Raw genomic sequence first — 18,201 nt, forward strand, 5'->3', positions numbered from 1 at the left:
GGACCGCAGCCCTGGCAGACTTCCTCCACACCTACAACCACCACCGCTGCCACACCGCACTCGGCGGCCAGCCCCCGATCAGCCGGGTCAACAACCCTGCGGGTCAATACACCTAGGCCGTCCCACGCCAGAGGGGCCCGGCACGCATCGCGCGTGCCGGGCCCCTCCACGTAACGCACGGCCTACAGGTAGGGCCCGCCCGTACGGCCCGCGAGGCCGCCCTCGTCGTCGTCCTCGCCGCCGCCCATGCCCGGCGGCAGCGCCCGCCGCATCGACTCCAGCTGGGCCCGCGCGGCCATCTGCTGGGCGAACAGCGTCGTCTGGATTCCGTGGAAGAGGCCCTCCAACCAGCCGACCAGCTGGGCCTGCGCGATGCGCAGCTCCGCGTCGCTCGGCGTCGAGTCGTCGGTGAAGGGCAGCGAGAGCCGCTCCAGCTCCTCGACCAGCTCGGGGGCGAGGCCGTCCTCCAGCTCCTTGACCGAACTGGCGTGGATCTCCTTGAGGCGGACCCTGCTCGCCTCGTCGAGAGGAGCCGCCCGCACCTCCTCGAGAAGCTGCTTGATCATGCTTCCGATACGCATGACCTTGGCCGGCTGTTCGACCATCTCTGTCACCGGAACCTCGCGGGATTCGTCGTCTCCGCCGCCACCGAGCGCCATTCCGTCCTGGCCCACGACCAGGACCTGGGGGCTCTCCGACGACCGTTCGCTCCTCGGCATCTCCATGCCGCCATTCTCTCGTACCCGTCCCTCACTTACCGGTGGTGCCCCCAACCCGAGGTGATCCACCCTCAGCCGCGCCGCAGCCGCAGTCCGAGGAAGCCGAGGCCGAGGCCGATGAGCAGCAGGCCGCCGCCGAGCGGCAGGACGCGGAGGCCGGGCAGGACGGGCCCCGCGGGCGCCCGTTCCGCGCCGGGGGCGGCGTCCCGGTGCGCCGCGGCGGCCGGCGGCATCTCGTGCGGGGGCACGTACGGGGACGGCTCGGGGGGTGGTGGCGGTGGATCGGGGAGCCGCGGGTTCACGCGCCCCGGCCGTTCGCGGCCCTCGCCGGCGCGGCTGCCCGCGCGGGCCGTCTCGTCGGCGAAGGTGAGCGGGCCGATCGGCGTGGGCGCGACCGCCCGCGGGAGCGGAGGCGTGGACGCGCGCGGAGGCGTGGACGCGCGCAGGGGCACGGCCGCGTGCGCGATGTGAGGCGGTGCGGTGGACACGAGGACGGCGAGCAGCACGGCGGACATCGCGCTCGAAGCCTTCGAGGTCCGCATCGCGCCGACCCCCTCCCGCCGGCAGATCGCATGGCCGACAACCGCACCGGACACCTGTATCTCGACCAAGCGTCACACGACGGGAAGAAACCGGCATCTCGGTGCGTCCACACGGGCCACGCGGCGGGTGAGGGAGGGGGTGAGCGGGTGAGGGAGGGGGTGAGCGTAGGGCGGGTGCTAGTGCTGGAGCAGCACCTTCCCGATGTGGCTGCTCTCCTCCAGGATTCGGTGCGCCGCCGCCGCGTCCCGCATCGGCACCGCACGGTCGACGATCGGCCGCACGTGTCCTTCGGCGATCAGCGGCCAGACGTGTTCCCGCACCGCCGCGATGATCGACGCCTTCTCGGCCGCGGGACGGGCGCGCAGGGAGGTGGCGGTGACGGCGGCGCGCTTGCCGAGCAGCGCGCCGATGTTCAGCTCGCCCTTGGCTCCGCCCTGCATGCCGATGATGGCGAGGCGGCCGTTGACGGCGAGGGCCTGAACGTTGCGGTCCAGGTACTTGGCGCCCATGTTGTCGAGGATGACGTCCGCGCCCGCCCCGTCCGTGGCCCGCTCGATCTCCTCGACGAAGTCCTGCTCGCGGTAGTTGATGAGGACGTCGGCGCCCAGCTCGCGGCAGAAGTCCAGCTTCTCCTTGCTGCCCGCCGTGACGGCGACCTTCGCTCCGACGGCCTTGGCGAGCTGGATCGCCATGGTGCCGATGCCGCTGGAACCGCCGTGCGCGAGCAGGGTCTCGCCGGGCCGCAGGTGAGAAATCATGAAGACGTTGGACCAGACGGTCGACGTGACCTCGGGCAGCGCGGCCGCCGTCACGAGATCGACGCCCTCGGGCACAGGCAGGAGCTGGCCCGCGGGCACGGCGACCTGCTCGGCGTAGCCGCCGCCGGAGAGCAGCGCGCACACCTCGTCGCCCACCGCCCAGCCGGAGACACCGGGACCGAGCGCGGTGATCCGGCCCGAGCATTCGAGGCCGGGGTAGGGGGACGCACCGGGCGGCGGGTTGTAGAAGCCCTGCCTCTGCAGCAGGTCGGCGCGGTTCACGGCACCGGCCACCACCTCGACCAGCACCTCGCCCTCGCCGGGTACGGGATCGGGCACCTCCGCCCACACCAGCGCTTCGGGCCCACCGGGTTCCGGAATCGTGATCGCATACATGACTTCGAGGCTACTCCCGCAGCCCGCGGCCCGAGCCGTGCGACAGGGGTGCGGGGAGCCGCGCACGGAGCCACGGCTTCGGGCAGGCCCTGGAGCGGCTGAGGGGCGGAACCCGAAGCCGCCCTGTCAGTCCCTCCGCAACGGCTTCACGTCAGGCGCGACGACGGCCGTGGGCGTCGCCCGGACGATCGTGATCAGCCGGTCGGTCAACTGCAGCTTGCCGACGGCGGGATCGTCGTACCCCAGCACCCGATGCCCCCGCACCACACTCACGACGAGATCATCCGTCTCCCGGACACCCCGCCCCACCTCGGCCTTTATGACCGGCCGCTCGACGAGATCGAGCCCCGTGCCCTGCTGGATGAGGTCCTCCATGACCATGCCCGCGCTCGGACTGAGTACGGAGAGCCCGAGCAGCCGCCCCGCCGCGCTCGCACTGGTGATGACGGCGTCGGCCCCGCTCTGCCGGAGAAGCGGTGCGTTCTCCTCCTCCCGCACCGCCGCCACGATCTTCGCCCCGCGGTTCAGCTGCCGCGCGGTCAGCGCGACGAGGACCGCCGTGTCATCGCGCTGCGTCGCGATGATGATCTGCCGGGCCCGCTGCACCTCGGCCCGCAGCAGCACATCGCTGCGCGTCGCGTCGCCGACGACGCCGGCGAACCCTTCCGCCGTAGCCGCGTCGATCACCTTCGCACTGGGGTCGACCACCACGATCTGCTCCGGCTTCAGGCCGGTCGCGCAGACCGTCTGGATCGCCGACCGGCCCTTCGTGCCGAAGCCGACGACGACAGTGTGTTCACGCAAGTTGGACCTCCAGCGGGACAGACGCCATTCCTCGCGCGTCCGTTCCGTCAGCACTTCTAGGGTGGTGCCGACCAAGATGATCAGGAAGAGCACGCGCAATGGCGTGATCAGCAGAATGTTGGTGAGCCGCGCACTGTCGCTGTACGGGACGATGTCGCCGTAGCCCGTGGTGGAGAGCGTGACCGTCGCGTAGTACGTCGCGTCCAGGAAATCGACGCGCTGGTCCGAGTTGTCGTGGTACCCGGTGCGGTCGATCCACACGATGAACGTCGTCAGGGCGAGCACCAGCAGCGCCATCGCCAGACGCCGCGTGACCTGCCGCAACGGCCGCTCGACCACACGCTGCGGCAACTTGATCCGATGCGTCGTGTGGTGCTCCGCCGGGTCGCGGGCGATGGCGTCGTGTCCGGGAAGTTTCACGTGAAACACTCCCCGCCGAGGTCCCCGGAGACCGCCCACGGCAGATCCAGGACCTCCAGCTCCTGCCCCTGCCGGGCGCCACCGGGCGGCACGACCGCGAGCCCGTCGGCCGCCGCGACGCCCCGCAGCATGGCGGGGCCGTTGAAGCGCAGTGGTACGGCGACCTCGCCCCGCAACGTGACCGGCACGAGCCTGGTGTCGTACGGGTGCCCCTGCACGGCTTCACGCACCGGCGCGGTGTACATCGGGGCCCCGCCATGCCCTGGCGCGCGCCCGGAGAGCGTACGCAGCAGGGGTTCGGCCAGGGTGAGCAGACCGGAGACCGCGGCGAGCGGGTTGCCCGGCAGCCCGACCAGGTACTGGTCCGCCCTGATGCGGGCGAGCAGCATGGGGTGCCCGGGGCGCACCGCGACACCGTCCACGAGTAGTTCGGCACCGATGCGGCCCAGCGTCGGGTGAACGTGGTCGACGGGGCCCGACGCGGTGCCGCCCGTGGTGACGATGACGTCGGCCGTGGACTTCCTGACCGCCTCACGCAGCGCCCTGGCGTCATCGCCGAGCCGCCGGACCTTCGTGACCTCGGCGCCGAGCGCACGCAGCCACGACGGCAGCATCGGGCCGAGCGCGTCGCGGATGAGGCCGTCGCGCGGCAGCCCCTCGGTCAGCAACTCGTCCCCGAGTACGAGGACTTCGGCGCGGGGCCTGCGGACGGTGGCGAGCGTGTCGTACCCGGCGGCCGCCGCCAGGCCGAGCACGGCGGGCGTGACCAGGGAACCGGCCGGCAGCAGATGGTCACCGGAACGGCACTCCTGACCGCGCGGGCGGACGTCCTGGCCCTGCACCAGGTCGCGGAGCGCGTACAGCCTGCCCTTGGCGTCGGTGCGGCCGTGCTCGCTGCGCAGGACCGCGGTGGCGTCCCGCGGGATACCGGCACCCGTCGCGATGCGTACCGCCTCGCCGTCACCGAGCGGCTCGGGCTCGCCGTCCCCGGCGAGCACCCCGTCGGCGCGTACGTCCCAGGGGCCCGGCCCCGCGACGGCCCAGCCGTCCATGGCCGAGGTGTCGAAGGAGGGCAGGTCCGTGAGGGCGGTGAGCGGGGTGGCCAGGACCTTCCCGAGCGCCTGGGCGAGGGGCACGGAAGCGGTCGCCCCCTCGGGCGTCCGAGCGGCTCGCGCGGCCCGGGCGCGGGCCACGTCCCAAGGGGTGCTGTCGTGGTGCTTGGTCTCGCCGGGGGCGTTGGGCGTGGCTCCCTGCGACGCCGGCGCGAACCCGGCGGCGGCCCCCGCCGCCGCCCCGGCCGTCCACCCCGCCGCCGATCCGGCCGCGGCCACGGCGTGCGGAATGCTTCCGTGCCCCTTCCGCCCCTCGTTCACCAGGGCGAGCGCCTCATCAACCTCGGCATCCGACGCCGATTGCCCACTCATGCGGGGTCCGACGGGGTTCCGGGGGCCTGGGGGGCCTGGGGGGTCTCGGAGGTCTGGGGGTTCCGGGGGGCCTGAGGGTCGCGGGGGGCCTGAGGGTCGCGGGGGGCCTGGCGGGCCTGCGCGTTCCGGGGGGCCTGAGGCGCTTGAGGGTCCCGCTGCGCCTGGCTCGCTTGAGAGCCGTCCGGTGCCTGGGGCGCCTGGGGGCCCCGGGGTGCTTCAGGGTCCCGCTGCGCCTGGGGGCCCTGGGGTGCCTGGGGGCCTCGTGGCGCCTCAGGGTCCCGCTGTGCCTGAAGGGCCTGGGGCTGCGATGCCTCAGCCTGGGGGGCCTGCGCCTGAGGCGTCTGAGGGTGAGGCGCCTGAGGGTCTCGGGGAGCCTGCGCGGGGGCGGGGCCCGGCTTCGCGTCCTGCTGGTCCTCGTCCGCCCAGCGGGCCGCGAGCGCCGCGGCCTTGCGCGCCGCCTCGGCCACGGCTTCGGGACCGGCCGCGGGCCCGCCCCGCGTGGCCGCCTGCGCCGCCGCGTAGCCGACGAGGAAGGTGGTCAGCGGTGCCGCGGGCCTGGCCACGCCGTGCGCGGCGTCGCGGGCGAGGTCGAGGAGGGTGCCGGTATCGACGTCGAGATCGATGCCCAGTTCGTCCTTGACTGCGGAAATCCATTCGTCCAACACGTGCCCATGCTCCCTGATGCGCGCCCGAGCGGCGGCGATGTCGTCCCAGGTGTCGCAGTCGAAGCCCGCGACGGGGTCCGTGACCCTGGCCAGGTCCAGCCGCGCGGTGAGCAGCCGAAGCGGCAGTCCGGAGAGCCCCCGGCCCCCGGCCCCACCTGCCCCAACGGCACCACGGGTCGCGCGATCCGCCCCGCCGGGCCCACGGCCGGCACCACGGCCAGCCCCCTCGGCCCCACGATCCGCCCCGTCGGCCCCACGCCCGGCCCGGCCGCCCACGGCACCTTCGTCCGCGAGCGTCGCGATCTCCCGGCGCAGCGCCCCGCTTCGATACGCCGCCACCAGCGGCTGATCACGCCCCCCGGCGTCGACGAGTACGGCCCCGTCCGCATCGCTCTGCCGCAGAGCGGCCAGCAGTTGACGTACCGTCCGCTCGCCGAGGAACGGCAGGTCGGCGGAGAGCACCACCACGTCCTCCGCCGCCGTGCACCGCAGCCCCGCGTCCAGCGCGGCCAGCGGCCCACCCCCCGGCGGCTCCTCGCGGGCCCACGCCACCGGCCGCGCGGTCGGTCTCGGCTCGGCCACCACGACCGTGGTCCCGGCGCCGGAACAGGCGGCCAGGACCCGGTCGAGCAGCGCACGCCCGCCCACGCGCACGCCGGGTTTGTCGGCGCCGCCGAGTCGCGCGGCACCACCCCCGGCGAGCACGACGGCGTCGTACGCGGCACCCTCGTTCGCGGTCACCCCCCGAGTATGGGCGTACTCGGGATCATTTCCACCCCGCGGAGGGTCCCTCGGACACGGGACTTACGTCACCGCTCGACCGTTCACACCGACCGCAGGAGCACCGCCGGCTGTTCGACGCAGTCCGCCACGTAGCGCAGGAATCCGCCCGCCGTGCCGCCGTCGCAGACCCGGTGGTCGAAGGTGAGGGACAGCTGGACCACGTGCCGCACCGCCAACTCGCCCTGGTGCACCCACGGCTTGGGCACGATCCGTCCGACGCCGAGCATCGCGGCCTCGGGGTGGTTGATGATCGGCGTGGAACCGTCGACCCCGAACACCCCGTAGTTGTTCAGCGTGAAGGTCCCCCCGGTCAGCTCACCCGGCGTGAGCGTCCCGGCGCGCGCCTGCTCCGTGAGCCGTATCAGCTCGGCGTTGATCGAACCGGTCGTCCGCGCCTGCGCGTGTCGCACCACGGGGACGACGAGCCCCCGCTCGGTCTGCGCGGCGAACCCGATGTGGATGTCGGCGAAGCGCCGCACCTCCCGCTTCTCCATGTCCACGCTGGTGTTCAGCTCAGGGAACCGCGCGAGGGCCGCCACGGTGATCCGGGCGAACAGCGCGAGCAGCGACACCTTCTGGCCGTCGCGCTCCGTCGTCGCCGTGTTCATGGCGGTGCGCGCCGCGAGCAGTTCGGTGGCGTCGGCGTCGACCCAGCAGGTGGCCTCCGGTATCTCGCGCCGGCTGCGGGACATCTTGTCCGCGACCAGGCCCCGGATGCCGGTCAGCGCATACCGGGACTCGGCACCCGCACGCGTCGGCTCCTCCCCGGCCGCCACCTGACGGCGTGCCTCTGCCGCGCCCCGGCGGATCAGCTCGTCGTCCTCGCGGACCGCCGCGCCGAGCGCCGCGGCCCCGCGGGAATCAGCTCCGCGTGTATCGGCCCCGCCCGTATCGGCCCCCCGCGTCCCGGCCGTCGCCGCGCTCGTCCGACGCGGCGCGGTGCCGGTCTCGTGCACGACCGATGCGCTGCCCGCCCCGGACGCCCGCCCCGCCGCGATGGCGGACTCCACGTCGGCCCGCGTGATCAGTCCGTCCGGTCCCGAGCCCAGGAGTTCCCTCAGCTCCACGCCGTGCTCGCGCGCCAGCTTGCGTACCAGCGGGGAGATCACCGGAACCGGTCCGTCCGCGCGCACCGGACCGGCGGCCCCGCCGACGTGTCCGGTCGCCCGTGCCGTGCCGGCGGCGGGCGCGGAGGCTGAGGCGGACGCCACCGCGGGCCGCTGCTGCCGCTGGACGGTGGCCCGGGTGGGCCGCAGCCTCCTGCGGCGGGCCGGAGCGGCCCCCGTGCCGTATCCGACCAGGACGTTGCCGGAGGATTCCGCCGCCGCCGTCTGCAGCGCGCGCTCGGCCGGCTCCTCCGGTGCGGGCGCCTCGGCGGGGACGCCCACGGTCGCGGCAGCGCCCACGGCGACGGTCAGCAGCGGTGCCCCGACGGGCATCTCGCTGCCCTCCTCGCCGAACCGGGCCGTCACGACACCCCCGTACGGGCAGGGCACCTCGACCATCGCCTTGGCCGTCTCGACCTCGACGACCGGCTGGTCCACCGCCACGACGTCCCCGACCCGGACGAGCCAGCGGACGATCTCGGCCTCGGTCAGCCCCTCACCGAGGTCGGGCAGCTTGAACTCAAGGACCTGCGCCATCAGCTCTCCGCCTCCCACTGCAACCGCGCCACCGCGTCGAGGATCCGGTCGACGCCCGGCAGGTGGTGCTTCTCCAGCATCGGCGGCGGATACGGGATGTCGAAGCCCGCGACCCGCAGCACCGGCGCCTCCAGGTGGTGGAAGCACCGCTCGGTGACCCGCGCGGCGATCTCGCCCCCGGGACCACCGAAGCCGCTCGACTCGTGTACGACCACCGCCCGGCCCGTGCGGCGGACGGACGCGGCGACCGTCTCGTCGTCGAAGGGCACCAGGGAGCGCAGGTCGACCACTTCGAGGTCCCACCCCTCGGCACGCGCCGCCTCGGCGGCTTCGAGGCAGACGGGCACGGAGGGTCCGTACGTGATGAGCGTGGCGCTGCGACCCGGGCGCCGCACCACGGCGCGTCCAATCGGTTCAACGGCCGAGGGCGCCTCGGGGTTCCAGTCGGCCTTGGACCAGTACAGCCGCTTCGGTTCGAGGAAGACGACCGGGTCGTCGGAGGCGATGGACGCGCGCAGCAGGCCGTAGGCGTCGTCGACCGTGGCCGGTGTGACGACGTGCAGCCCGGGCGTCGCCATGTAGTACGCCTCGGAGGAGTCGCTGTGGTGCTCGACGCCGCCGATCCCGCCGCCGTAGGGCACACGGACGGTGATGGGCAACGGCATCGCTCCACGGGTGCGGTTGCGCATCTTCGCCACGTGCGAGAGCAGTTGCTCGAAGGCCGGGTAGGCGAACGCGTCGAACTGCATCTCGACGACGGGACGCAGGCCGTACATCGCCATGCCCACGGCGGTCCCGAGGATGCCGGCCTCGGCCAGCGGCGTGTCCGTGCAGCGGTCCTCGCCGAACTCCGCCGTGAGTCCGTCGGTGACCCGGAAGACGCCGCCGAGCGCGCCGACGTCCTCCCCCAGGACGTGGACGGAAGGGTCATCGGCCATCGAGTCGCGCAGGGCGCGTCCGAGGGCCTGGGCCATGGTGGCCGGTTTGGTGGCCGGCTTCGCCGCGACCGTGGTCATCGTGCGTCCTCCCCGGCCTCTTCGGAGGCCGCGTCCAGCTCGGCCCGCAACTGCTCCGCCTGCTCGCGCAGTTGCGAGGTCTGCTCGGCGTACACGTGCGAGAAGAGGGCCATGGGGTCGAGCACCGGGTCCTGGTTCATGCGTGCGCGCAGGTCGGCCGCCATGGCCTCGGCGTCATCGCCGACCCGCCGCTTGTCGTCGTCGTCCAGGAGCCCCCGCCCGGTCATCTCCCGCTCCAGGAGGAGGATCGGGTCGTGGTCGCGCCAGGCGTCGACCTCCGCGTCGTGGCGGTAACGCGTGGCGTCGTCGGCGTTCGTGTGCGCCTCCATGCGGTACGTGACGGCCTCGACGAGGGTCGGGCCGCCGCCACGCCGCGCGCGGGACACCGCTTCGCTCAGCACCTCGTGCATCGCCGCCGCGTCGTTCCCGTCCACGAGGCGGCCCGGCATGCCGTACCCGACGGCCTTGTGGGCCAGGGACGGGGCCGCGGTCTGCTTGGCGAGCGGCACGGAGATCGCGAAGCCGTTGTTCTGCACGAGGAAGACCACGGGCGCCTGCCACACGGCGGCGAAGTTCAGCGCCTCGTGGAAGTCGCCCTCGCTGGTGCCGCCGTCGCCGACCATGGCCAGCGCCACCACGCCGTCGCCCTTGAGGCGCGCGGCGTGCGCGAGGCCCACGGCGTGCGGGAGCTGGGTGGCGAGAGGCGTGCTCAGCGGTGCTATGCGGTGTTCACGCGGGTCGTACCCGGTGTGCCAGTCGCCGCGGAGCAGCGTCAGGGCGTGCGCCGGGTCCAGGCCGCGGGCGACCACGGCGAGCGTGTCCCGGTAGCTGGGAAAGAGCCAGTCCCGCTCCTCCAGGGCCAGCGCGGCGGCCACCTCGCAGGCCTCCTGGCCGGTGCTTGAGGGGTAGACCGCGAGCCTGCCCTGCTTCGTCAGGGCCGTGGCCTGCGTGTTGTACCGACGGCCGCGCACCAGCTCCGCGTACAGCCTGCGCAGAAGCTCGGGGTCGGCCTTCGCGGCGGCCTCGGTGCCCAGGACGCGGTACGGCTCCGGGTCCGGCAGCAGCGGCGCGGGGTCGGTCCTGGGCTGCCAAGCTGGGGGCGGGGTCGGCCGGTAGGCGCCCCGCTGCTCCATGACCGTCATGACGGCACCTCCTGGGGGGAAGCGGTCTCCTCGTGGGAGCGGCAACGAGGCGCAGAGCTGTGACGCGCCTCACCTACCGATTGTTCGGTCGTCAGCACATTTTGGCTACAGGCACCTCCAGGCTGTGGACAAACGGTTCTCCACAGCCTGGGATGGATGCAGTACGTCCATGGTAGGGAGGCGGGGGGACATGGCATCTGAACGAATGGCCGACCGGCCCGAGAGTGAATCCAAAGAGCCCCAGCCGCCCGAGCCCCGCCCGCTGGACGCCATCGACCGGGACATCCTCCAGATCCTGCACACGGACGGTCGCGCGTCGATACGCTCCGTGGCCGAGCGCGTACACGTCTCCCGCGCCAATGCCTACGCGCGCATCAACCGCCTCATCGACGACGGCGTCATACGGGGCTTCGGGGCACGCATCAACCACGAACGCGCCGGGCAGGGCGCGTCCGCCTACATCACGCTCAAGATCGTCCAGAACACCTGGCGCACGGTGCGCGAACAGTTGCGCGCCCTCCCGGGGGCGTCACACATCGCACTGGTGAGCGGCGATTTCGACGTACTGCTCCTGGTGCACACGCCGGACAACCGCGCGCTGCGGGAGCTGGTCCTCACCCGGCTCCAGTCCATCCCCGAAGTCCTCAGCACGCGTACGTTGCTGGTCTTCGAGGAGGACGACCTGGACCCGGAGCGCTGACGCCGGCGAGTGCCCCGTCCGGTCAGCGGGTGGTGCGCAGGCCCGCGAAGGCCAGCTGCACCACGGCGTCGGCGATCTGTTCGCCGTTCGCCGCGCCCCGGCTCTCCGGCCGGTACCACTCCACGATGGAGTTGATCATTCCGAAGAGCAGCCTGGTGGCGAGGCGCAGCTCGACGTCGGAGCGCAGATCCCCGTCCGCGACGGCCTCCTTCAGGAGTTCCGCCACCTGCTGGTCGAACTCCCGGCGCCGCTCCAGCGCCCACCGCTCGGTGTCCGTGTTGCCGCGCACCCGCAGCAGCAGCGTCACGTACGGCAGTTCGGCGACGAGGACCTCCACGGTGCGGCGCGTGACGTACTCCAGGCGCTCGACCGCGCTGCCCACGCGTGCGTGCTCCTCGGTGAGGATGCCGAAGAGGCCGTCGATCGCCCGGCTCACCGCGCGGCGCAGCAGCTCCTCCTTGCCCGGCACGTGGTGGTAGATGGAGGACTTGGAGATACCGGCCGCCTTGGAGAGGTGCTCCATGGACGTGCCGTCGTAGCCACGCTCGTTGAAGACCCGGACGGCGACGCTCAGCAGCGTCTCCGGGGTGTAGGTGTCCCGCCGGGCGGTGGTCATGAGCGTTCCTCTCGCACGGCTTGGCGCCGCAGGGCCTGGGACGGGGCGTAGCGCCCCGTGGGGTACTCCTCGTGCAGTCGCTCCAGCGCCTCGGCCACCCGGTACGCGGTCAGCCTGCGGCCCCATGCGACCGGGCCGAGCGGGTAGTTCACGCCGAGGCGCATGGCGGTGTCGACGTCCTCGGCGTCCGCCACCCCGCGCCCGACGGCGTCCAGGGCGAAGTCCACGAGCATCCATACGGTGCGGGCCACGATCATCCCCGGGGCGTGCCCGATGACGCTGACCTTCTTGCCGAGCGCCTGGAAGAGGCCGATCGCCTCCCTCAGGTCCTGTTCGCCCACCCTGCTCGACGGGGAGAGCGCGACGCGGGTCGCCGCTCCGTAGTCGAGCGCGAGGTCGAAGTGGATGGTCGGCTCCGCCGCCGCCTCCGTGCCCGAACCGTCGGCCAGGGCCAGCCGCGCGCCGCCGGGCAGTTCGATGCAGCCGGGGTGGCTCGGCGTGCCCTCGCCGTGCCGGACCTGGACACCCGCCTTCTGAATGAGGCCGACCAGCGCGTCGGCGGGGAAGAGGTCGCCGTGCAGGGTGACGGACCGGGGGGCGTCGGCGGGCTCGGCGGTGTGCGGTTCCGCGCGCGGGGCGTCGTCCCCGTACGCGTACCAGCCCCGGCCCGACTTGCGTCCGAGGCGCCGTGACTCCACCAGGCGCCGCTGGGCGAGGGAGGGGGTGAACTTGGGGTCCTGGAAGAAGGACTCCCACACCGAACGCGTGACGGCTTCGTTGACGTCCTGGCCGATGAGGTCGGTGAGCTCGAAGGGGCCCATCTTGAAGCCGCCGCACTCGCGCAGGACCGCGTCGATCGTGGCGGGGTCCGCGACCCGCTCCTCGTACAGGCGCAGCGCCTCGGCGTAGAAGGGCCTTGCGACACGGTTCACGATGAAGCCGGGGGTGTCCGCGCAGCGCACCGGCGTCTTGCCCCAGGCCCTCGCCGTCGCGTACGCGCGCGTGGCCGCCTTCTCCTCGGTCGCGAAGCCGCTGACGACCTCGACGAGAGGGAGCAGGGGCGCCGGGTTGAAGAAGTGCAGTCCCACGAAGCGGCCCGGCTCCCGCAGGGCGCCCGCGACGGCGGTCACGGAGAGGGACGAGGTGTTGGTGGCCAGCAGGCAGTCGTCGGCGACGATGTCTTCGAGCTGCCGGAAGAGCTGCTGTTTGACGTCCAGCCGCTCCAGTACCGCCTCGATGACCAGGCCGCAGTCCGCGAGCTCCGAGAGGTCGTCGGCGGGGGCGAGCCGGGCCCCCGCGGCGGTGCGGTCCGCGGCGGTCAGCCTGCCCTTCTCCACGAGCCGGTCGAGACGGGCGCCGATCGCGTCGGCCGCGGCTCGGGCGCGGCCCGGCGCGGCGTCGTACAGCCGCACGGGGTGGCCCGCCACCAGGGCGACCTGTGCGATGCCCTGCCCCATGGTCCCGGTGCCGACCACGGCAACGGTGCTGCTGAGCTCGAGTGCTGTCATGCTCGCGATCCTCCCGCACGGTCCGCCGGCCGGCGGTCCTGGGGTGGCGTGAAGAAGTTGTCCACAGGTTCGACGGACCCTCTTGTCCCGACCGATCGTTCGGTTACTCTAGCTGTGTCAGACAGCCCTGCCCACTGTTCCTGCCCAGCTCGCCAGCTCGATGGAGAGCTGACCGACGAGGAGTTGGTCCTGCCATGGCCGCCGAAGTCACCGCGCAACAGCTGATCGCGAAGCACCGGCCCACGCTCGATCAGGCGCTGGAGACCATCCGCACGCGCGCGTACTGGTCCCCGCACCCCGAGCACCCCAAGGCCTACGGCGAGGACGGCAGCCTGAGCCTGCCCGAGGGCAAGGCCGCCTTCGACGCCCTCCAGGGGACCCGCTTCGAGCTCGACCAGCCCGGCACCGACGACTGGGTGGGCGGCGAGGTCTCGCCGTTCGGGCCGGAGCTGGGCATCACGTATCCCCACCCGGACATCGACACCCTGCTGCCGGCGATGCGCGCCGGAATGCGCGCCTGGCGGGACGCGGGCGCGGAGACGCGCGCGGTGGTCTGCCTGGAGATCCTGGCCCGGATCAGCGCCCGCACCCACGAGTTCGCGCACGCGGTCATGCACACCAGCGGCCAGGCTTTCATGATGGCCTTCCAGGCGGGCGGCCCGCACGCCCAGGACCGAGGCCTCGAAGCGGTCGCGTACGCGTATGAGGAGCAGGCCCGCACCCCCGGCACGGCCGACTGGAACAAGCCGCAGGGCAAGCGCGACCCCCTCGCCATGACCAAGCGGTTCACGCCGGTGGGGCGCGGCATCTCGCTCCTGATCGGCTGCAACACCTTCCCGACGTGGAACGGCTATCCGGGCCTCTTCGCCTCGCTCGCGACCGGCAACCCCGTCCTGGTCAAGCCCCACCCGCGGGCGGTGCTGCCGCTCGCCCTCACGGTGCGGATCGCCCGCGACGTCCTCACCGAGGCCGGTTTCGACGCGAACCTCGTGTGCCTGGCCGCCGAGCGGCGGGACGAGGGCATCGCCAAGACGCTCGCCACCCGCCCCGAGATCAAGATCATCGACTACACCGGATCGTCGGAGTTCGGCGACTGGCTTGAGGCCAACGCCCGCCAGGCGCAGGTCTACACGGAGAAGGCCGGGGTCAACACGGTCGTCGTCGAGTCGACCGACGACTACAAGGGAATGCTGGCGAACCTCGCCTTCTCCCTGTCGCTCTACAGCGGCCAGATGTGCACCACCCCGCAGAACCTCCTGATCCCGCGCGAAGGCATCCAGACCGACGCGGGGACCAAGTCCTACGACGACGTGGTGTCCGACCTGGCGGCCTCGGTCAGCGGTCTGCTGGGCGACGACGCCCGGGCGAACGGCATCCTCGGCGCCCTGGTCAACCCCGATGTGAAGGCCCGCCTCGAAGCGGCCTCCGGGCTCGGCGAGGTGGCCCTCTCCTCCAAGGAGGTCACCCACCCCGACTTCCCGGACGCCGTGGTCCGCACCCCGGTGATCGTCAAGCTGGACGGCGCGAAGCCCGACGCCGAGGCGGCCTACCTCAGCGAGTGCTTCGGCCCGGTCTCCTTCGCGGTCGCCGTCGACTCGGCGGCGGACGCGGTGCGGCTGCTCGGCCGGACGGTGCGCACCAAGGGAGCGATGACCGTGGGCGCGTACACCACGTCGGAGGAGGTCGCCTCGTCCATCGAGGAGACCTGCCTGGAGGAGTGCGCGCAACTGTCGCTGAACCTCACGGGCGGCGTCTATGTGAACCAGACGGCGGCGTTCTCGGACTTCCACGGCTCGGGCGGCAACCCGGCGGCGAACGCCGCGCTGTGCGACGGCGCGTTCGTGGCCAACCGCTTCCGCGTGGTGGAGATCCGCAAGGACGCGTGACGCGAGCGGGGTCCGGGCCTCCCTGAGAGTGGCCCGGACCCCGTGCGAACTGCTCGGTCTCCGCAAGGGCTCCAGAGCGGCCGGTATGGCTCTACAGCGGTCGGTAGGGATCTACTAGCGGTCGGTAGGGCTCTGCGGCGCCCAGAAGGGCTCTACAGGGGCCGATTCAAGCGTGCGTGCCGGGAGGCTTGCCCGCCGACCAGTGGAACAGCGTCATGCCCACGCTCGTCGCCAGGTTGTAGCTGGAGACCTGCGGACGCATCGGCAGCGACACCAGGTGGTCCGCGCGCTCGCGCAGTGCCGTCGACAGGCCACTGCGTTCGGAGCCGAAGGCGAGCACGGCGTCGTCGGGGAGCTTCAGCTTCCGGATGTCCTCGCCCTCGGCGTCCAGCGCGAACACCGGCCCCGGCGGCAGCTCGGTGACCTCCATACGCTCCACTGCCGTCGCGAAGTGCAGGCCCGCGCCACCGCGTACGACGGTCGGGTGCCAGGGGTCCAGCGTGCCGGTGGTGACGACACCGGTCGCCCCGAACCCGGCGGCGAGCCGGATCACTGCGCCCGCGTTGCCGAGGTTGCGGGGGTCGTCGAGCACGATGACCGGCGCGGCCCTCGGCAGGCGCTCAAGTGCCTCCAGGTTGCCGGCCCGCGGCGGGCGCTCGGCGAGGGCGGCGACCGCCGTGGGGTGCAGGCGGGGCACCAGCGCCCGCAGCCGCTCGTCGTCGACCGGCACCAGAAGGGCCTCCAGCGCCTGCCGCACATCCGGCGCCAGCTCGTCGGCGAGGGCCAGCACACCGGCCCTGTCACTGGTCAGCGCGGCCGGAATACGCGCGCCGAAGCGCAGCGCGTGCTTGATCGCGTGGAAGCCGTCGAGCAGCACATGGGTGTCCGCGAGCCCACGCCAGACACGCATGGCGTCGTCGGGGTCCGCCCCGGAAGCGCTGTTCATGGAGTGAAGCCTACGCGCGCGTGCTGAGCGCTCTCCGTGTCCTGCGACCGGCCCCCGACCCGCTCATCGGGCAGGGCGGCACGGCGGGGAAGACGGGAGAGGACACGGGCCCGAACCCCCTCACGCGCGCGTGCCGCCCAGCCGCCCAGCCGCCGCAGGAACGACGTCGGCAGGAACACCGCGTCGGCGGTGATCATCGCCAGCGAGAAGAACGGCAGTCCGAGAACGACGGCGATCACGGCGTGCTCGAACATCATCGCCGTGAGCAGGACGTTCTTGACCCGGCGGTTGAAGAGGGTGAAGGGGAAGGCCACCTGCATGACGACCGTCCCGTACGTCACGGCGAGCAGTATCAGGCCGTGGGAGGCCAGCAGCCCGGAGAGGGCGGGCCAGGGGGAGAAGTAGTCGAGGTTCAGCGGGTAGTAGACGGCCGTGCCGTCCTGCCAGCGGCTGCCCTGGACCTTGTACCAGCCGGCCGTCGCGTAGATGAGGCAGGCCTCGACCATGATGATGAGCAGCCCCGCGTTGTGGACGAGGTTGGCGACGACGTCGAGGAGCTTGCGCAGCTCACCGTGCGGGGCGCGCCGCCCCACGGTCCACCAGAGGCCGTGCACCGCGAGGAGCCCCCAGAAGATCGCCAGCCACCCGCCGCCCAGCTCCCCCATGAACGTCACCGCCGACAGTGCGAGGCCGAGCACCCACCACAGGACGGGCCCCACCCGGTCGACCGGCACTCCGGCTCCGGCACCCGGCTGAGCCGCCCCGGCTTCCTCGCCCGTCTCGTCCTGGGCACGTCCACGCGCGCGTGCATGACGTCGAGCGTCCAGTGACCAGACCTGACCGCACCTGGTCAGCACCAGGTAGGTCGACATGAGGTGGATGACGTTGTCGCCGCCGTCGCCGATGAAGATGCTGCGGTTCTGCAGCGACAGCACGCCGATCATGAAGAGCACCGACATGGCGCGCGTGTGCCAGCCGAGCATCAGCAGTGCGCTGCTCAGCACCGCGAGCGCGTAGACGATCTCGAACCAGACGCGCCCGTCCGCCCACATCAGCGCGGTGAAGGCGCCGTTGCCCGCGATGAGCTGCTGCGCCATGTCCCAGTTCCAGGGGCTGTCGGGCCCGTACATCTCATGGCGGTGGGGGAGTTCGCGCAGCAGGAAGAGGAGCCAGGTGGCGGCGAAGCCGATGCGGACGATCGCCGTCTGGTAGGGGCCGAGGGCGTACCCGGTGACCTTGGTCAGTCCGTGCGTGAGAGGGCGTTCGATGCGGGTCACCGGCCCGCTCCCTTCGCGTCCGCGCGCCCTTCGTCGGCGGTGTCCTTGCCGTCGGCCCCTCCGGTGAGCGGCAGGTCGTCCGGCGTCACCGTCCACCACGGGAGCTGCCGGTAGACCGGCTTGGTGGAGACCTTCTCCTCGCTCCACTTCGGCGGCCGCACGTTCGTCGTCTTGGAGCGCACCTGTACGCGCACGATCTCGTCGCCCTCGCCGCCCGGGCTCTCCCGGTCGAGCCGCATGTAGGCGATACGGCGGACGTAGGTCTCCGAGAGCTGCCCGCGCAGGCCGACGGGGCGGTTCTGGTTGTCGTGCGAGCCGACGTAGAAGTCCCAGGCGCGGCGCAGCTCGTTCTGCTGCGTGTGGCTCGGCAGCGGATTGCCGTCGATGCGGGCGCCGTCCTGCGCGGAGAGGTCGTACCAGTCGGTGGTCCGCACCGTCCCCCGCGCCGTGTCCAGCTCCGCCCTGGCCTGCACGGCGATGTTCTGCTGGAGCGGGTTGGGGGCGAACAGCTTCCAGTTCTGCTCGAACTCCGGATAGATCCACTCGTCGATCACGTCGCCGTGCTGCTTGGTCGCGGTGTTCGAGGGGGCCACGTGGAAGAAGAGCATCGCCACGTGGACGCACGCGGCCACGGCGATCACCGCGAGGGCGCAGGCCGCGGCGATCTGGTGACCGAGCCTGAGGCCGGCGATGCCGAGGCGGGGCGGGTCACCTCCCGGCTCCTCGGCCGGTCCGGGCCCGTCAGGTCCGGCGGACCCACCGCCGGAATCCTCGTCGTACCCGCTCATCCCGCCCCGTTCCCCGAATCCGCTCCACACCCTGCCGCCGGAACGGTACTCAGGCCCGCCCATCGCGCACAGCGTCCGTGAAGTTATCCACAGGGTTGACACCTTATGGCGACGCGCCGCACCATTGAATCCAGCGGACCGAACGATCGGTCGGGCGCTCAGGTCGA

General features: G+C 72.5%; 15 protein-coding genes and 2 pseudogenes. 3 read left to right on the forward strand and 14 right to left on the reverse strand.

Going from position 1 to position 18,201, the window contains the following annotated elements; translation table 11 throughout:
* Positions 1–116: pseudogene (locus tag AB0I16_RS08800) on the forward strand (IS481 family transposase); the annotation flags it as partial.
* Positions 117–182: 66 nt separating this feature from the next.
* Here AB0I16_RS08800 and AB0I16_RS08805 read toward each other — a convergent pair.
* From AB0I16_RS08805 to pdhA, 9 genes and pseudogenes are all read right to left on the reverse strand, one after another.
* Positions 183–725 carry a bacterial proteasome activator family protein gene (locus AB0I16_RS08805; protein WP_363248606.1) on the reverse strand — a complete coding sequence of 181 codons (543 nt, stop codon included), beginning with the start codon at positions 723–725 and terminating at the stop codon, positions 183–185.
* 65 nt (positions 726–790) lie between these two features.
* Positions 791–1,261: a hypothetical protein gene (locus AB0I16_RS08810; RefSeq protein ID WP_363248607.1), complete on the reverse strand. Its 471-nt coding sequence runs from the start codon at positions 1,259–1,261 to the stop codon at positions 791–793.
* Positions 1,262–1,438: 177 nt separating this feature from the next.
* On the reverse strand, positions 1,439–2,416 hold the full coding sequence (locus tag AB0I16_RS08815; protein ID WP_363248608.1) for an NAD(P)H-quinone oxidoreductase: 978 nt from the start codon (positions 2,414–2,416) through the stop codon (positions 1,439–1,441).
* Between the two features lie 126 nt (positions 2,417–2,542).
* Positions 2,543–3,649, reverse strand: a complete 1,107-nt coding sequence (locus tag AB0I16_RS08820; protein ID WP_363248609.1) for a potassium channel family protein — start codon at positions 3,647–3,649, stop codon at positions 2,543–2,545.
* On the reverse strand, positions 3,637–5,064 hold the full coding sequence (locus AB0I16_RS08825) for a molybdopterin molybdotransferase MoeA (RefSeq protein WP_363248610.1): 1,428 nt from the start codon (positions 5,062–5,064) through the stop codon (positions 3,637–3,639). Before AB0I16_RS08825 ends, AB0I16_RS08820 begins: the two co-directional genes overlap by 13 nt.
* A 410-nt stretch (positions 5,065–5,474) precedes the next feature.
* Positions 5,475–6,470: pseudogene (locus AB0I16_RS08830) on the reverse strand (NTP transferase domain-containing protein); the annotation flags it as partial.
* An 83-nt stretch (positions 6,471–6,553) separates the two neighbouring features.
* Positions 6,554–8,155, reverse strand: coding sequence for a dihydrolipoamide acetyltransferase family protein (locus AB0I16_RS08835; protein ID WP_363248611.1), 1,602 nt, complete (start codon positions 8,153–8,155; stop codon positions 6,554–6,556).
* Positions 8,155–9,171 carry an alpha-ketoacid dehydrogenase subunit beta gene (locus AB0I16_RS08840; protein ID WP_363248612.1) on the reverse strand — a complete coding sequence of 339 codons (1,017 nt, stop codon included), beginning with the start codon at positions 9,169–9,171 and terminating at the stop codon, positions 8,155–8,157. The genes AB0I16_RS08835 and AB0I16_RS08840 overlap by 1 nt, the downstream gene beginning before the upstream one ends.
* Complete coding sequence (gene pdhA, locus AB0I16_RS08845) at positions 9,168–10,313, reverse strand: pyruvate dehydrogenase (acetyl-transferring) E1 component subunit alpha (protein ID WP_363248613.1); 1,146 nt, start codon at positions 10,311–10,313, stop codon at positions 9,168–9,170. The genes AB0I16_RS08840 and pdhA overlap by 4 nt, the downstream gene beginning before the upstream one ends.
* Before the next feature lie 190 nt (positions 10,314–10,503).
* Between pdhA and AB0I16_RS08850 the strand changes: the two genes are divergently transcribed.
* The gene (locus tag AB0I16_RS08850; protein WP_363248614.1) at positions 10,504–11,013 is read left to right on the forward strand and encodes an Lrp/AsnC family transcriptional regulator; all 510 of its coding nucleotides are present in this window, start codon (positions 10,504–10,506) and stop codon (positions 11,011–11,013) included.
* Positions 11,014–11,035: 22 nt separating this feature from the next.
* Here the strand turns inward: AB0I16_RS08850 and AB0I16_RS08855 are convergent, their stop codons facing one another.
* Both AB0I16_RS08855 and AB0I16_RS08860 read right to left on the reverse strand, forming a co-directional pair.
* Positions 11,036–11,629: a TetR/AcrR family transcriptional regulator gene (locus AB0I16_RS08855; RefSeq protein WP_363248615.1), complete on the reverse strand. Its 594-nt coding sequence runs from the start codon at positions 11,627–11,629 to the stop codon at positions 11,036–11,038.
* Positions 11,626–13,137 carry a 3-hydroxyacyl-CoA dehydrogenase gene (locus AB0I16_RS08860; protein WP_363248616.1) on the reverse strand — a complete coding sequence of 504 codons (1,512 nt, stop codon included), beginning with the start codon at positions 13,135–13,137 and terminating at the stop codon, positions 11,626–11,628. The genes AB0I16_RS08855 and AB0I16_RS08860 overlap by 4 nt, the downstream gene beginning before the upstream one ends.
* A 194-nt stretch (positions 13,138–13,331) precedes the next feature.
* Between AB0I16_RS08860 and paaN the strand changes: the two genes are divergently transcribed.
* Positions 13,332–15,023, forward strand: a complete 1,692-nt coding sequence (gene paaN, locus AB0I16_RS08865) for a phenylacetic acid degradation protein PaaN (protein WP_363248617.1) — start codon at positions 13,332–13,334, stop codon at positions 15,021–15,023.
* A gap of 166 nt (positions 15,024–15,189) precedes the next feature.
* On the opposite strand, the gene AB0I16_RS08870 is transcribed toward paaN, so the two are convergent.
* Genes AB0I16_RS08870 through AB0I16_RS08880 form a run of 3 tightly spaced genes read right to left on the reverse strand, consistent with a single transcriptional unit; the run spans position 15,190 to position 18,034 of the window.
* Positions 15,190–15,933: a TrmH family RNA methyltransferase gene (locus AB0I16_RS08870; RefSeq protein WP_363248811.1), complete on the reverse strand. Its 744-nt coding sequence runs from the start codon at positions 15,931–15,933 to the stop codon at positions 15,190–15,192.
* A gap of 32 nt (positions 15,934–15,965) precedes the next feature.
* Positions 15,966–17,246, reverse strand: coding sequence for an HTTM domain-containing protein (locus AB0I16_RS08875; RefSeq protein ID WP_363248618.1), 1,281 nt, complete (start codon positions 17,244–17,246; stop codon positions 15,966–15,968).
* Positions 17,243–18,034, reverse strand: a complete 792-nt coding sequence (locus tag AB0I16_RS08880; RefSeq protein ID WP_363248619.1) for a DUF5819 family protein — start codon at positions 18,032–18,034, stop codon at positions 17,243–17,245. Before AB0I16_RS08880 ends, AB0I16_RS08875 begins: the two co-directional genes overlap by 4 nt.
* Positions 18,035–18,201 lie beyond the last annotated feature (167 nt).

The organism is Streptomyces sp. NPDC050703, from assembly GCF_040654435.1.
Lineage (GTDB): Bacteria > Actinomycetota > Actinomycetes > Streptomycetales > Streptomycetaceae > Streptomyces.

Excerpts from the sequence above, each read along its gene's own strand:
- AB0I16_RS08810 (WP_363248607.1), bottom strand. The coding sequence starts at position 1,261 with ATGCGGACCTCGAAGGCTTCGAGCGCGATGTCCGCCGTGCTGCTCGCC.
- AB0I16_RS08880 (WP_363248619.1), bottom strand. The coding sequence starts at position 18,034 with ATGAGCGGGTACGACGAGGATTCCGGCGGTGGGTCCGCCGGACCTGAC.
- AB0I16_RS08860 (WP_363248616.1), bottom strand. The coding sequence starts at position 13,137 with ATGACAGCACTCGAGCTCAGCAGCACCGTTGCCGTGGTCGGCACCGGG.
- AB0I16_RS08870 (WP_363248811.1), bottom strand. The coding sequence starts at position 15,933 with ATGCGTGTCTGGCGTGGGCTCGCGGACACCCATGTGCTGCTCGACGGC.
- AB0I16_RS08850 (WP_363248614.1), top strand. The coding sequence starts at position 10,504 with ATGGCATCTGAACGAATGGCCGACCGGCCCGAGAGTGAATCCAAAGAG.
- pdhA (WP_363248613.1), bottom strand. The coding sequence starts at position 10,313 with ATGACGGTCATGGAGCAGCGGGGCGCCTACCGGCCGACCCCGCCCCCA.
- AB0I16_RS08815 (WP_363248608.1), bottom strand. The coding sequence starts at position 2,416 with ATGTATGCGATCACGATTCCGGAACCCGGTGGGCCCGAAGCGCTGGTG.
- AB0I16_RS08835 (WP_363248611.1), bottom strand. The coding sequence starts at position 8,155 with ATGGCGCAGGTCCTTGAGTTCAAGCTGCCCGACCTCGGTGAGGGGCTG.
- AB0I16_RS08840 (WP_363248612.1), bottom strand. The coding sequence starts at position 9,171 with ATGACCACGGTCGCGGCGAAGCCGGCCACCAAACCGGCCACCATGGCC.
- paaN (WP_363248617.1), top strand. The coding sequence starts at position 13,332 with ATGGCCGCCGAAGTCACCGCGCAACAGCTGATCGCGAAGCACCGGCCC.
- AB0I16_RS08855 (WP_363248615.1), bottom strand. The coding sequence starts at position 11,629 with ATGACCACCGCCCGGCGGGACACCTACACCCCGGAGACGCTGCTGAGC.
- AB0I16_RS08825 (WP_363248610.1), bottom strand. The coding sequence starts at position 5,064 with ATGAGTGGGCAATCGGCGTCGGATGCCGAGGTTGATGAGGCGCTCGCC.
- AB0I16_RS08805 (WP_363248606.1), bottom strand. The coding sequence starts at position 725 with ATGGAGATGCCGAGGAGCGAACGGTCGTCGGAGAGCCCCCAGGTCCTG.